Source organism: Georhizobium sp. MAB10 (genome assembly GCF_045012825.1).
Lineage (GTDB): Bacteria > Pseudomonadota > Alphaproteobacteria > Rhizobiales > Rhizobiaceae > Georhizobium > Georhizobium profundi.
The window spans coordinates 1,337,557-1,352,011 of sequence record NZ_CP118314.1 but is presented as its reverse complement, the minus strand read 5'-3'; the positions used below and the strand labels follow the sequence as shown (position 1 = coordinate 1,352,011).

The 14,455-nt window shown below is 62.5% G+C and carries 11 protein-coding genes; 7 read left to right on the top strand and 4 right to left on the bottom strand.

Annotation, left to right across the window (positions count from 1 at the left end; all coding sequences use genetic code 11):
• Positions 1 to 170: 170 nt before the first annotated feature.
• From PU133_RS06175 to PU133_RS06145, 7 genes are all read left to right on the top strand, one after another.
• Positions 171 to 434 (top strand): DUF4212 domain-containing protein, encoded by a 264-nt coding sequence (locus tag PU133_RS06175; protein WP_126008713.1) that lies wholly within the window; start codon positions 171 to 173, stop codon positions 432 to 434.
• A 21-nt stretch (positions 435 to 455) separates the two neighbouring features.
• Positions 456 to 2,231 (top strand): sodium:solute symporter family protein, encoded by a 1,776-nt coding sequence (locus tag PU133_RS06170; RefSeq protein ID WP_404863915.1) that lies wholly within the window; start codon positions 456 to 458, stop codon positions 2,229 to 2,231.
• A 245-nt stretch (positions 2,232 to 2,476) separates the two neighbouring features.
• Complete coding sequence (locus PU133_RS06165) at positions 2,477 to 3,010, top strand: hypothetical protein (RefSeq protein ID WP_126008709.1); 534 nt, start codon at positions 2,477 to 2,479, stop codon at positions 3,008 to 3,010.
• Positions 3,011 to 3,285: 275 nt separating this feature from the next.
• The gene (locus PU133_RS06160; protein ID WP_404864459.1) at positions 3,286 to 4,857 is read left to right on the top strand and encodes a peptide ABC transporter substrate-binding protein; all 1,572 of its coding nucleotides are present in this window, start codon (positions 3,286 to 3,288) and stop codon (positions 4,855 to 4,857) included.
• Positions 4,858 to 4,971: 114 nt separating this feature from the next.
• Positions 4,972 to 5,895 (top strand): oligopeptide ABC transporter permease OppB, encoded by a 924-nt coding sequence (oppB, locus tag PU133_RS06155; protein WP_126008705.1) that lies wholly within the window; start codon positions 4,972 to 4,974, stop codon positions 5,893 to 5,895.
• A 10-nt stretch (positions 5,896 to 5,905) separates the two neighbouring features.
• On the top strand, positions 5,906 to 7,036 hold the full coding sequence (locus PU133_RS06150; protein ID WP_404863914.1) for an ABC transporter permease: 1,131 nt from the start codon (positions 5,906 to 5,908) through the stop codon (positions 7,034 to 7,036).
• A gap of 1 nt (position 7,037) precedes the next feature.
• Positions 7,038 to 8,651, top strand: a complete 1,614-nt coding sequence (locus PU133_RS06145; RefSeq protein WP_404863913.1) for an ABC transporter ATP-binding protein — start codon at positions 7,038 to 7,040, stop codon at positions 8,649 to 8,651.
• A 12-nt stretch (positions 8,652 to 8,663) separates the two neighbouring features.
• Here the strand turns inward: PU133_RS06145 and PU133_RS06140 are convergent, their stop codons facing one another.
• From PU133_RS06140 to PU133_RS06125, 4 genes are all read right to left on the bottom strand, one after another.
• Positions 8,664 to 10,094, bottom strand: a complete 1,431-nt coding sequence (locus tag PU133_RS06140) for a mannose-1-phosphate guanylyltransferase/mannose-6-phosphate isomerase (protein ID WP_404863912.1) — start codon at positions 10,092 to 10,094, stop codon at positions 8,664 to 8,666.
• A complete protein-coding gene (locus PU133_RS06135; protein WP_404863911.1) occupies positions 10,094 to 11,536 on the bottom strand; it encodes a phosphomannomutase in 1,443 nt (480 codons plus the stop codon). Before PU133_RS06135 ends, PU133_RS06140 begins: the two co-directional genes overlap by 1 nt.
• A gap of 144 nt (positions 11,537 to 11,680) precedes the next feature.
• Positions 11,681 to 13,006, bottom strand: coding sequence for a sigma-54-dependent transcriptional regulator (locus PU133_RS06130; protein ID WP_404863910.1), 1,326 nt, complete (start codon positions 13,004 to 13,006; stop codon positions 11,681 to 11,683).
• Between the two features lie 4 nt (positions 13,007 to 13,010).
• Positions 13,011 to 14,453, bottom strand: a complete 1,443-nt coding sequence (locus tag PU133_RS06125) for a sensor histidine kinase (protein ID WP_404863909.1) — start codon at positions 14,451 to 14,453, stop codon at positions 13,011 to 13,013.
• Positions 14,454 to 14,455: the final 2 nt, after the last annotated feature.

Here is a 14,455-nt window from a genome sequence, read left to right as displayed (position 1 = left end):
GGCCGAAAGGGCAAAGTGCCGGTTCCTGGCCGCATTCGCCCTTCGTTTATAATCCGAACGGCTAACTGGTCGCATTTCGGGCTCGGCAGTACGGTTCAATTGCGGTGGCATAGGCTGGCCGCAGGGGTTTGCCGTGGCCGCGCCACGGCTCGAAATGGGAGGTAATCGTTTTGGATCCCAAGTCCGCACAGGCCGATGCCTATTGGCAGGCCAATCTCCGGATCATCAAGTTCTCGCTCGTTATCTGGGCGCTGGTCTCGTTCGGTTTCGGCATCATTCTGCGCCCACTGCTCTCCGGCATTCCCGTCGGCGGCACTGATCTCGGTTTCTGGTTCGCCCAGCAGGGCTCCATCCTCGTCTTTCTTGGTCTGATCTTCTTCTATGCCTGGCGCATGAACAAGCTCGACCGCGAATTCGACGTCGACGAACAGTAGACCGCGAGAGGGAGGGGTAACATGGATCAATATACACTCAATCTGATCGTCGTCGGGCTGAGCTTCGCGCTCTATATCGGCATTGCGATCTATTCACGCGCCGGAACGACCGGCGAATTCTATGCCGCAAACCGCGGCGTTCATCCGGTGATGAACGGGATGGCGACGGCTGCTGACTGGATGTCGGCCGCATCGTTCATTTCGATGGCGGGCCTCATCGCTTCGGTCGGGTACGACAACTCGACCTATCTCATGGGCTGGACCGGCGGCTACGTGCTGCTCGCCATGCTCCTTGCGCCCTACCTGCGCAAGTTTGGCAAGTTCACCGTACCGGAATTCATCGGCGACCGCTTCTATTCGCGCACAGCGCGCATCGTTGCCGTCGTCTGCCTTATCGTCGTCTCGGTCACCTACGTTATCGGTCAGATGACCGGCGTTGGCGTCACCTTCGCCCGCTTCCTGGAAACCGACACCACCACCGGCCTTCTGATCGGCTCGGCGATCGTGTTCCTCTACGCGGTTTTCGGCGGGATGAAGGGCATCACCTATACGCAGGTCGCCCAGTACGTCGTGCTCATTCTTGCCTACACGATCCCGGCGATCTTCATCTCGCTGCAGCTGACGGGCAATCCGCTTCCGATGTTCGGTCTCTTCTCCGAGCACACGGCATCCGGCCAGCCACTTCTCAGCACCCTCGACCAGATCGTGACCGATCTCGGCTTCAACCAGTACACCGGCTCGACGGATTCCATGCTGAACATCGTCCTGTTCACCATGTCCCTGATGATCGGTACCGCCGGCCTGCCGCACGTCATCATCCGCTTCTTCACCGTGCCGAAGGTATCCGACGCACGCTGGTCTGCCGGATGGGCGCTGGTCTTCATCGCCATTCTCTACCTCACGGCTCCGGCCGTCGGTGCGATGGCGCGCCTCAACCTTATCGAGACGATCTACCCCGGCAATGGCGCCGTGGAAGAGACTGCTCTCGTCTATGAGGATCGTCCCGAGTGGATGCGCAACTGGGAAACCACCGGCCTCCTCACCTTCAACGACCTGAACGGTGACGGCCGCATCCAGTTCTACAATGCCAACAACGCAGCCTATGCCGAAACGGCCACGCAGCGTGGCTGGCAGGGCAACGAACTGACCGTCAACAACGACATCATGGTTCTCGCCAATCCGGAAATCGCAAATCTTCCGGGCTGGGTGATCGCACTTGTCGCTGCCGGTGGTCTTGCCGCCGCTCTGTCGACGGCGGCAGGCTTGCTGCTCGCCATCGCTTCGGCGATCTCGCACGATCTGATCAAGAGCGTCTTCAAGCCGGACATCTCTGAAAAGGGCGAGCTGCTGGCCGCGCGTGTCGCCATGGCCGGTGCCATTGCGCTTGCTACCTGGCTCGGGCTCAACCCGCCCGGCTTCGCAGCCCAGACCGTGGCTCTTGCCTTCGGCCTTGCTGCAGCGACGATCTTCCCGGCACTGATGATGGGCATCTTCTCCAAGCGCATCAATTCGTCGGGTGCGATCGCTGGCATGCTCGTCGGTCTGATCACGACCTGCGCCTACGTCTTCGCGTACAAAGGCTTCCTGTTCATTCCGGAAACCAACATCCTGCCGGACAATCCGGCTGGCTGGATCTTCGGCATTTCGCCGGCATCCTTCGGTACGATCGGCGCGATTTTGAACTTCGCCGTTGCCTACTTCGTGTCAAACGCGACCGAAGCACCGCCGCGCGAAATCCAGGACCTCGTCGAAAGCGTTCGCACGCCGCGTGGCGCCAGCGCAGCGCTGGACCACTAAGACATAAGACCGTTCCCGGTCTTCACGTCCGGGAATGGTCGAAATGACCAGAAAAGACCCCGCAAGCTTCTGTTTGCGGGGTCTTTTTACCTTCTGGCCCGCGATTGGTTGATCCGAAGCGGAATTCGGGCGATTAGGGGCTTTGGAAGCACAGCAGCGTGGGACGTTTCGTCCACGCTCGATGATCGGGGTGGATCACGCACGGGCTTGGGGGAGCACCGACGCGATCCTGGCGGGAAGAGACGATGTTTTTTATCTTGATCGGGGGCCTGCTCGTGGCCGTCAGCGCCGGGGCGATCGCTTCGCTGCCTTATCGCTTTGCCAAAAAGCCCGTGCCGCGGGGCCTGATGCCGATCGTCGGCGGCATATCGCTTCTCGTCTTCGTCCTCTGGAACGACTACTCCTGGTACGGCCGTACCGTTGCGGAACTGCCCGAGCGTGTCGCTGTCGTCGAGAGCTTCACCTATAGTGGCGCCCTCCAGCCCTGGACGCTCATCAAGCCGCGCATCAACCGCTTCACCGCCGTCGATCGGGCGTCGATCCAGCGCAACGAAGCGCTGCCGGGTTATGTCATGGCGGACATCATCTTCGTTCAGCGCTACCAGCCGACGCTACAGGCGCGCCAGATCTTCGATTGCAGCGATACGCGCCGCGCCGATCTCACCGATTCCACCGAGTTCGACGAACGCGGCATGCCGCAAAACGTCAATTGGGTCGATCTCGAGGATGATCATCCGCTGATCCCCATCGTCTGCGCCGAGCCCGCTCCGATCGGTTGAAGCCATCTAAGGCTTAGGCGATGCAGCCACCTGAGGCTGTCGCTTTTGCCGCTTGCGCAACTTTACGATCAAAACCGGACGCCGGGCGTTCGATCCATTCAAAGCCCTTTGACAGCGTGTGCGGCCTGTCCGCTTCAGCTTGACTCGGAAATTTTATTCCAACACCTTCACAGGTGGGGGTGCAGAAGACGTGGTCGCACGTCGCTGCAGGGGCCATCGAAGAACAAGACAACAGGGAACACCGATCGATGCTCAAGAGCCTTTTCACTTCGACGATGCTGGCCTCCGCGCTGGCCATTTCAGCCCTTCCGACGGGCGCGTCCGCGCAGGACGCAGAAGTGGTCTACAACCGCGGCAATGACACCGACCCCTCGACGCTCGATCACCATCTGACGTCGACGGTGGCGGAAGGCCACATTATGCGCGATCTCTACGAGGGGCTCGTCGTGCAAGGCGCTGACGCCGAAGTAGTGCCGGGCGTCGCCGAGCGTTGGGACATTTCCGAAGACGGCATGACCTACACGTTCTATCTGCGCGAAGACGCACGCTGGTCGAACGGCGATCCGGTGACGGCAAACGACTTCGTCTTCGCCTATCGCCGCATCCAGGATCCGGCAACGGCAGCGCCTTACGCCAACATGCTCTACGTCATCGAAGGCGCCGAAGAGGCGAACACGGCTGGCGGCGCGCTCGAAGACATCGCTGCCCGCGCCATCGATGATCGCACGCTGGAAATTACCCTGAAGACACCGGCCCCCTACTTCCTTGAGCTTCTGACCCACCAGACAGGCCTGCCGCTGCACCAGGCGTCTGTCGAGGAGCATGGCTCGAACTACACGAGCCCCGGCAATCTGGTGACCAATGGCGCCTATATGCTGGAAAGCTTCACGCCGAACGACCAGATCGTGATGCGCAAGAACCCGGAGTTCCATGACGCGGACAATGTCGCGATCGACGTCGTGAACTATATCCCCTTCGAAGAGCGCGCGACCTGCCTGCGCCGTTTCGAGGCCGGCGAGGTCCATTCCTGTTCCGACGTACCGCTGGAGCAGATGGACTATATGGAAGCCAATCTCGGCGATGCGCTGCGCATCGTCCCCTATCTCGGCACCTACTACCTGCCGGTAAAGACGACGAAGGAGGGTCTCTCCGATCCGCGCGTCCGCCAGGCGATGTCCATGGCGATCGACCGTGAGTTCCTGGCCGAGGAAATCTGGCAGGGCGCAATGATCCCGACCCACTCCTACGTGCCGCAGGGCATCGGCAATTACGGCGAGCCGGCGGAAATGCCCTATGCCGATGACGACATGCTGGACCGCGAAGATGCCGCGATCGCGCTTCTGGAAGAAGCCGGCTACGGCGAGAACGAGCTGTCCATCGAGCTGCTGTACAACACGTCGGAAAACAACGCGAACACGATGACCGCGATCGCCGACATGCTGGGCAATATCGGAATCCAGGCAACGACCGTCGAAATGGAAGGCGCCACCTACTTCAACTATCTGCGTGAAGATGGCGACTTCGATGTCGCTCGCGCCGGCTGGATCGGCGACTATTCAGATCCGCAGAACTTCCTCTTCCTGCATGAGAGCGACAATCTCGGCTTCAACTATTCCCGCTGGGTGAACGAGGATTACGACGAGCTGATGGATCAGGCGTCCGTGGAAACGGACATCGATACCCGCGCTGAAATCCTGAAAGAGGCAGAAACGCTTCTGTTGCAGGAAGTGCCGGTCATTCCGATCCTCTACTACACGGCCAACGCGCTCGTGTCGGATCGTCTTGTCGGCTGGGAAGACAACGTCATGAACGTCCACGGCAGCCGTTGGATGTCGATCACCGAATAGGCTTTCAGCCCTTACCCGGCGAATTCGGGCCAGCGATGGCTTGGATCGCCGGGTGATTTCTCTGGGCGCTGAGAGCGCCGTCCTTCGCCGATAGGCGTCGTCAGGAAACCTTAAATGGTCGGCTATGTGCTGCGGCGTCTGTTGAGCGCCATACCGACGGTGTTTATCATCGTCACCCTCGCCTTTTTCATGATCCGCATCGCGCCCGGCGGTCCGTTCGATCTTGAACGCCCGCTCGATCCGCTGATCATGGAAAACATCAACCGCGCCTACAATCTCGATAAGCCGCTCTGGCAGCAGTATCTGCTGTATCTCGGCAATCTGGCGCAGGGCGATCTCGGCCCGAGCTTCACGCGGCGCGACTTCTCGGTGATGGATTTGTTCCGAACTGGCCTGCCCGTTTCCATCCAGCTGGGCGCCATGGCGCTGTCGCTGGCGCTTATCGTCGGCACGGCTCTCGGCGCGCTTGCGGCTCTGCGTCAGAACACCTGGATCGACTACATGGTTGTCGGCACCGCCACGCTCGGCATCACCATACCGCCCTTTGTGATCGCACCCGTCCTGTCGCTGTTCTTCGGCGTCATGCTCGGCTGGCTGCCAGCCGGCGGCTGGGGCGGCGGGCAGTTCCGCTATCTCGTCCTGCCGGTCGCAACCCTTGCCCTGCCCCAAATCGCGATCATTGCGCGGTTGACGCGTGGCGCCACCATCGAGGCCCTGCGATCGAACCATGTGCGCACCGCCCGCGCCTATGGCTTGCCGACCCGCGTCGTGGTCGTCACCCATGCGCTGCGTGCCGCCATGCTGCCTGTCGTCTCCTATCTCGGCCCGACGGCAGCCGCCCTGCTCACCGGTTCCGTCGTCGTGGAAACCATCTTCGGCATCCCCGGCATCGGACGCTATTTCGTGCAAGGGGCGCTCGGGCGCGACTACACGCTCGTCATGGGCACGGTGATCGTCATCGCCGTCTTCGTGGTGATCTTCAACCTGATCGTCGACATCCTCTATGCGTGGCTCGATCCGCGCGTGCGTTACGATTGAGGACCATGCGATGACCGAGACAATCTCCGCCCATTCCGAACTGGACTACCGCCAAAGCCGCTCGCTTGGCCAGGATGCCTGGCTTCGCCTGCGCCGCAACAAGGCGGCCGTCGTTTCGATGATCGTGCTCATCGCGCTCGCCCTCACGGGCATTTTCGGGCCGATGCTCTCGCCGCACCCTTATGACCGCATCTATCCGCAATATGTACGCGCCCCGGCGAGCTTCGAGGCCTACCCACGTGCGGACGACATAACCCCGGCTTTCGAAAGCGCGATCGAACGCGGCCGTGTCACGATCGGCGAAATCACGATCGAGGGCCAGACCGCGCGGGCACTCATTTCGAACGACGAGCCGATCGACGACCGCATCACCCGCTATGTCGACCGCTCCGACCTCTTCTCCAATGCGCGCCTTGAAAACCTCAGCGCCGACGGTCTAAGCGCCGAAATGGTGGCGGACGTGCAGCGGCTGCGCTTCCTCTTCGGCACCGACGCCAACGGCCGAGACGTGCTGACCCGCACGATGATCGGCATCCGCATCTCGCTTGCGATCGGGCTTCTCGCCTCGCTGATGGCACTTGTGCTGGGCGTCACCTACGGCGCCGTCGCCGGCTATCTCGGTGGCCGCGTCGACAATGTCATGATGCGCTTCGTCGACATCCTCTATTCGCTGCCCTTCATCTTCTTCGTCATTTTGCTGGTCGTCTTCTTCGGGCGAAGTTTCGTTTTGATCTTCATCGCCATCGGCTGCACCGAATGGCTGGACATGGCTCGCATCGTGCGCGGGCAGACGCTCACCATCAAACGGCAGGAATATGTGGAAGCCGCCCAGGCCATGGGCGTGACGAGTTGGGGCATCCTGCGCCGGCACGTGATCCCGAACACGCTCGGCCCGGTGATCGTCTTCGTTACGCTTCTGGTGCCGAAGGCAATCCTCCTGGAAAGCCTGCTCTCCTTCCTCGGCCTCGGCGTCCAGCCCCCGCTGACGAGCCTCGGGCTCCTGATCTCCGATGGCGCGGCAAACATGCGCGGCGCGAGCTGGCTCCTGATCTATCCGGCGGTGACGCTGACGATCATCCTCTTCGCGCTGAACTTCCTGGGCGATGGCCTGCGCGATGCGCTCGATCCGAAGGACCGATAGAATGAGCGACCCGATCCTCAAAGTGCGCGATCTGAAGGTCGAATTCGGTACCAATGACGGGCCCGTCTACGCCGTCAAAGGCATCGACCTCGACGTGATGCCGGGTGAAACGGTCGCGATCGTCGGCGAATCCGGCTCCGGCAAGAGCCAGACCATGATGGCGATCATGGGCCTGCTCGCCGGCAATGGCCGGGCGAATGGCTCGGCGCAATACCGCGGAAAGGAGATCATCGGCCTTTCCGACCGGGCGCTGAACCGCATCCGCGGCGAGAAGATCACCATGATCTTCCAAGAGCCGATGACGTCGCTCGATCCGCTCTACAAGATTGGCCGGCAGCTATCCGAGCCCATCATCCACCACGGCAAGCTGAAGCGAAGCGAGGTGCGGCCGCGCATCATCGAGCTGTTGAAGCTCGTCGGCCTGCCCAACCCGGAACGGCGGATCGATGCCTATCCGCATGAACTTTCCGGCGGCCAACGCCAGCGTGTGATGATCGCGATGGCGCTCGCCAACGATCCGGACATCCTGATCGCCGATGAGCCGACGACGGCACTCGACGTGACGATCCAGGCCCAGATCCTCGAACTTCTGGCCGATCTGCAGAAACGGCTCGGCATGGCGATCGTCTTCATCACCCACGACCTCGGCATCGTCCGGCGCTTTGCCGACCGCGTCTACGTCATGCAGAGGGGCGAGGTGGTCGAGACGAACGACGCCGAAGTGCTGTTCACCGCCCCTGCCCACCCCTACACGCAGATGCTGCTGGCGGCCGAGCCGACCGGCATCAAGGCACCGCCGCCACCGACGGCACCGGTGCTGCTGGAGGGCCGCGATGTCGCCGTCACTTTCCGCGTCGGCGGCGGCTTCATGAAGGGGCCCGCCATCGACCTGAAGGCCGTCGACCGCATTTCCCTGCAGTTACGACAAGGCCAGACGATCGGGATCGTCGGTGAATCGGGGTCAGGCAAATCGACGCTCGGGCGGGCGCTTCTAAGGCTCGCGCCTTCCAAGGGCGCAGTGCGGTTTCAAGGCAAAGACATTTCCCACGCCGACCGCGAGGCCATGCGGCCGTTGCGGCACGAGATGCAGCTCGTCTTCCAGGATCCCTTCGGGTCGCTGTCGCCCCGCATGACGGTCGGCCAGATCGTGACGGAAGGCCTTCTGGTGCACGAGCCGCACCTCACCCGACGGGAACGCGATGCCCGTGCGATCGAGGCGCTTGCCGAAGTCGGTCTGGATCCGCTGATGCGCAACCGCTACCCGCACGAATTCTCCGGCGGCCAGCGCCAGCGCATCGCGATTGCACGCGCCATGATCCTCAAGCCCAAGATCGTTGTGCTGGACGAGCCGACCTCGGCGCTCGACCGCTCGGTGCAGAAACAGATCGTCGACCTGCTGCGCGATCTGCAGAAGGCGCACGACCTCGCCTATCTCTTCATCAGCCATGATCTGGCGGTGGTGCGGGCCATGGCCGACCACATCATCGTGATGAAGGACGGCCGGATCGTCGAGGAAGGCGCGACAGCCGAAATCTTCGACCATCCGCGGGAAGCCTATACGCAGGCACTGATGGCGGCGGCGGTGGACCAGACGAGGTTCCGGCGCTCCGCCTGATCGACCGTCGGCTCAACGATCGTCGTCGCCGGGCAGCTTCGGCGGCGCGAAGCGCACGATGTCGTCTTCGCCGAGATAGCTGCCGGTCTGGATCTCGATGATCTCCAGCGGGATGACACCTGGATTTTCCAGCCGATGGACCTCGCCGACCGGGATGTAGGTCGACTGGTTCTCCGAAAGCGTCACCTCGTGATCGCCAATCGTTACTTTCGCCGTGCCCTTCACGACGATCCAGTGCTCCGCACGGTGATGGTGCATCTGCGTCGACATGGCCGCTCCCGGCTTGACGGTGATGCGCTTCACCGCATCGCGCCCGCCCCTATCGACCGTGTCGATCGCGCCCCAGGGTCGATAGAGCTCGCGATGGTTCAGATGCTCGCGACGGCCATCGGCTTTGATGGCGTCGACGATGTGGCGCACGTCCTGAACCTTGTCCTTGTGCGCGACGAGGACCGCATCCTTCGTCTCGATCACGACGAGATCGGTCGTGCCGACAAGGGCGACCAGCCGGTGATCGGCTTCCACGAAGCTGCGGGAACTTGCGGTCGCGATCACATCGCCGCGAAAGGCGTTGCCGTCGGCGTCCTTTGCCCGGACATCGAACAACGCCGACCAGGACCCGATATCGCTCCATCCCGCATCCAGCGGCACCACCGCCGCCCGCGTCGTCTTTTCCATCACGGCATAGTCGATGGAGACCGCTGGGCACGCCTCGAACGCGGCCCGGTCCAGGCGCAGAAAATCGAGATCGGCGACCGCCCCGTCGAGCGCCCGACGGCACGCAACAGCGATCTCCGGTGCATGGTGCTCGAGTTCTTTTAGATAATCGCTTGCCCGGAACAGGAACATGCCGCTGTTCCAGAGGTGATCGCCAGAAGCGATGTAGCCCTCAGCAGTCGACCGATCCGGCTTTTCGACGAAGCGTGCGACCTCGAAGCCGACTTCGCCAAGCTGCGCGCCCTGCTGGATATAACCGTACCCCGTCTCAGGACGGTCCGGTACGATGCCGAAGGTAACCAACCGGCCGTCCTGAGCGAGCGGCAGCGCTTTTTCGATGGCTTGCCGAAAAGCGCCGACATTCTGGATCAGGTGATCTGCGGCCAAAACGATGAGTAGCGGATCCTCATGCACCTGAAGCGCCTTCAGCGCTGCGACAGCGATGGCCGGTGCCGTGTTGCGACCGACCGGCTCGAGCACGATCGACTGAGTCCTTGCGCCAATGCCGCGCAACTGTTCAGCGGCCAGGAACCGGTGCTCCTCGTTGCAGATGAGGATCGGGTCGGCCGCCATGCCGGAAAGTCTCAGCGCCGTTTCCTGCAGCATGGTGCGATCGCTGGTCAGCGGCAAGAACTGCTTTGGATTCAGCTGACGCGACAGCGGCCAAAGCCGCGAGCCGGACCCGCCCGCCAGGAGCACCGGAATGAGCGGAGCCGATGCCGGCATCAGTGTTCCACTCCCACGGGAGCGAACGCCTTCAGGCGCCTCAGTCCTTCCGTAAGTAGTGCCTCCGCGGCATCTCGGTTCGGCGCTTCCACGTAGCAGCGCATTTCTGGTGCGTTGCCGGAAGGGCGGAAATGCACGATCTTTCCATCTTCAAGGAAAAACTTCACGCCATCGGTGGTGTCCCTTCCTTCGATGGAACCGAGACCATCGAGAAAATGCTCGGAGAATGCCGCGTCGTCCGCCAGCTGGCGCATGAGCGCCTGCCCCTTGGGGACAGGATAATCCTGCAGCCGATCGCTTAACGCCTTTGGAAGGCCAAGCCCCGAAACGACTTCCGAAGCCGGGGCGCCGGTTTGGCCCATGGCGATGAACATACAAAGGATCGGCAAAAGGGCATCACGCGTCGGCAAGGCCGGCAGCACATGGCCTGAATAGGTGATGTCGCTGCCGGTCAAAAACCCGCCATTGGCCTCGAAGCCGACGACGTTTCGGTGACCGGCAGAGACGGCTTCGGCCATGCCGGCAATCACGAAGGGCGAACCGACCCGGGTGCGCAGCACGGGCGCAGAGAGGCCCGCTTCGATTCCCGAACTCGAGGTCACAGGCGTAACGACGCTGCCTGCGTTGAGGATCTTCGCGGCGATCAGACCGAGCGCATCGCCGCGCACCTGCCGGCCCTTTTCGTCGATGACAAGCGGACGATCGGCATCCGCATCGGTCGAAATCATGAGATCAAGCTGCTCGCTGACGATCCAGGCAGCAAGCCGAGCGGCATCGGTCGCGCCAAGCGCCTCGGTATCGACGGGCACGAACTGCGCGGAGCGACCGAGCAGCACAGGCTGGCCACCCGATGAGGTGACGATCTCAGCAAGCAAGGACCTTGCGACGGAGGATTGTTCCCAGATACCGACCCGGCGACCGGAAAGCGCCGCGTTGGGTAAAAAGCCGCGATACCGAGCGCGATAGAGCGCGAGCGCGTCGGCTTCGGCTGCGGCCACCTCGCCTGTCGAACGAGCGCCGACCGCATGCGAGCCCTGCTCGGCCAGGATTTGCACGATCGCGGCTTCGTCCTGTTTGTCGATCTCGCCATCCGGTCGATAAAATTTCAGCCCATTACGATCCGCAGGAATATGCGATCCCGTGACCATGATCGCCGCCATGCCACGGCCCATCGCGAAGCACGCCAAAGCGGGCGTCGGCACGACGCCACAGCGCACGGGCATTAGCCCAACCTGAATTATCGCTTCGCACACCGCCTCACCGATCGCGGCTGAGCTCGGCCGCAAATCCTCGCCGACGGCGATCGAACCGCCCTCGCCGACCAAGCCGGATCGCTGGAGATGCTCGATGAAGGCGCGTGAGTAGATACCCGCATCGCCGCTGAGCAGGCGATCGACGAGGCCGCGTACGCCGCTGGTGCCGAATTTGACGGCCTCAGACACGGGCAGCTCGCTCACATGGATGGCGCTGGACAGGCGTGAACACGGGCAATTTCGAATTCATGAGAGGCGGGACAATCCTAAGAGCGGGCGCAAGAAATGACAGATAGCACGACCCGAGCAGGTGGCCAGTTTGACTCAAGGACATTATTGGTCGCCCACCCCGTAGCGGCGCATCTTGTCCCACAGCGTCGTGCGCGACACGCCGAGCAGTTCTGCGGCGTCCTTCAAGGAACCGTCTGTCTTGGCGAGAGCCGAGACGATCTGGGCACGTTCGGCCGCCTCCCGGGCGGCTGATAGCGTGTCGTCCACGGGTTGTGCCCGTGGCTCCGATCGGGCGATACTGCCGTCGGGAAAAAGATCGCGTGCGGTCAGCACGGTGTCATTGCCGAGTGCCACCGCCCGATCGACGCGGTTGATCATTTCGCGGATGTTGCCCGGCCAGCGATGCGCCAGCGCAGCATCGATCGCTTCCGCACCGATTTCCGGTGGCAGGCGACCCGCTTTTTGCGCCGCCGAAGCGACGAAGGCTTTCAACAGTCCACCAATGTCGCTGCCCCGTTCGCGCAAGGGCGGAAGCTGCAGTGTGATCACATTGATACGAAACCACAGATCTTCGCGAAACTTCCCCTCCGCGACGAGCGCGGCGAGGTCCTGGTTCGTCGCACAGACGATCCGGCCATTGAAGTTGCGCGTGTCGCTACCGCCGAGCCGGCGATATTCCCGCGATTCCAGCACGCGCAAAAGCTTCACCTGCAGCGGCAGTGGCAGATCGCCGATCTCGTCCAGGAACAGCGTCCCGCCTTCCGTTTCCTCGACAAAACCGCGATGTGCGCCGACCGCGCCGGTGAACGAGCCACGCTCATGACCGAAGATCATGGAATCTGCGAGATCAGCAGGCAGCGCTCCGCAATTGACGGGAACGAACTGCGCCGATGCCCGTGGCCCGCTGGCATGGAGATACCGTGCGGCGACCTCCTTGCCCGTGCCCGTCTCGCCAAGCAGCAGCACGGGCATGTCGGTCGCCGCCGCACGCTTCAGCATCTGCCCGATCTCGCGCATCGCCGGGCTGTTTGCGAACGGGTCGGCCGGAGCCTCCTTCACCAGCGATCTGCGGGTGATGTTTTGAAGCTCCTCGATCAGCTGATCGAGGTCGAAGGGCTTCGTCACGTAGTTCAGCGCGCCGGCACGCACGAGCCGCACGGCCTGGTCGATGTCGCCGAACGCCGTCATGAAGATCGTCGGCACGAGACCATTGCGGTCGAAATGGCTGCGCATGACCGTCTCGCCATCGCCATCGGGCAGGCGGATATCGGACAGGATGATCGCCGGCTGCAGCGACGCCAGCAGAGTGCGCGCCTCGGTGGCCGACCGCGCCCAGCTGACGCCGAACCCTTCCAGTTCCAGCCGCTGGCGCAGAGATGCTCCAAGCGTGGCATCGTCTTCCACCAGCAAGATCAGTGCACCAGACATCAAGTCACCCGTTGGTTGCCGCTGGAGCGGTTGGTGCGGCAAGCGTTATCCTGACCATCGTTCCGGCGCCATCCTCGCTGCGGATCGAAAGGCTGGCACCGATCTGTTCGACCAGATTGGCGATGACCCAGATACCGATTCCCCGCTCGGCCGGTATCGCTTCCAACTGGCCCGAGATGATCGCGGCGACCATTTCAGGCGGCATTCCCTGGCCTTCATCCTGGATCTCGATCGAGACCGTGTTTTCTCGCACATCCTGCGCGAGCGTGACGGTCACTTTCCCCTTAGCAGGCGAAGCCCGCACGGCATTCAAGAGCAGGTTGATGAGGATCTGCCGTAACGCATCGCCGTCGACATCAATCGCCACAGCTTCGTCCAGCACCCACTCAAGCTGAACGCCGAACCGTCTTGCCTCGGGCTGGATGAGAAGGTCGAGGTCCCGGATATCGCGTGCAAACAGGCGGCTGGTGCCCGAGCGCCGACGATAGGTCGAAAGCGTCACGTCAACGACACGACCGATGCTGTCGAGACCCTTTTCGAGCAAGTCGAGTGTCTGTTCGCGAACATCCGGGCGGTCGCCATATCGTTTCAAGGTCGAAACGCCGTTCTTCAGGCCCGCCAGCGGATTGCGCACCTCGTGGGCGATCCCAGCCGCCATGCGCGCGAGAAGAGCATCGCGCTCCTGCTGCGCCATCTGTTCGAGCAGCTTCATGCGTTCGGCTTCAGATCGCTCGCGGAGTGCCAAAGCCGCTTCCAGCTGGCGCAGCTCGTCGCCTTGGCGCCACGAGGCCAACGCGGTCGTCAGCGCGTCCTGATCGGCCAGCCGGTTGATAAATGTGTCGAGCGGGGCAAGCGCGCGCCGGGTGATCACATAGACCGCTATGGCCGCGATGATCGCGACCAAAAAATCGATCCCGAGAGCGACGCCCGAGGCCGTATCGGCCGTCTCCTTGACAGGTGTCGTGTCGAAGGTCGCAGCCAGAAACAGGACGCGATCATCCATCGCATAGGTTCTGAGAACAAGAAGCAGACCGCGATCCGGAAACGCGCTGAAGACCGTTTCGCCAGCTCCAAGATTTGCCGCGTCATCGAGTGCCGTGGCGAGCAGAGATCGGTGGGCTTCGCCAAGAACCATGGTCTGCGTGGTACCGGATGCGTCCGTCCAGCGCGCCGCCATGGCCTCTTCGAGCAGCGCGGTCCGATAGGTCAGCGACGCCTCGAGCTGCCGCTCCACGGCTGCCGGCGTGTCGGACGTCTCGGCTGCGATGTTGCCCGCAAGCGCGTCGAGAAAGACGGCAGCCTGATCGCGCAGCGCCGATTCGCTGTTGGACTGCAGCAGCCTCACCCCGAGCTGCGTCGTACCAACCGCGACGACGAAAATCGCGACCGCTACGAACAGCGGCAAAGCCAGGGTCAGCGGCAAGGTCTGGCGAAGTCGCGACTGCATGA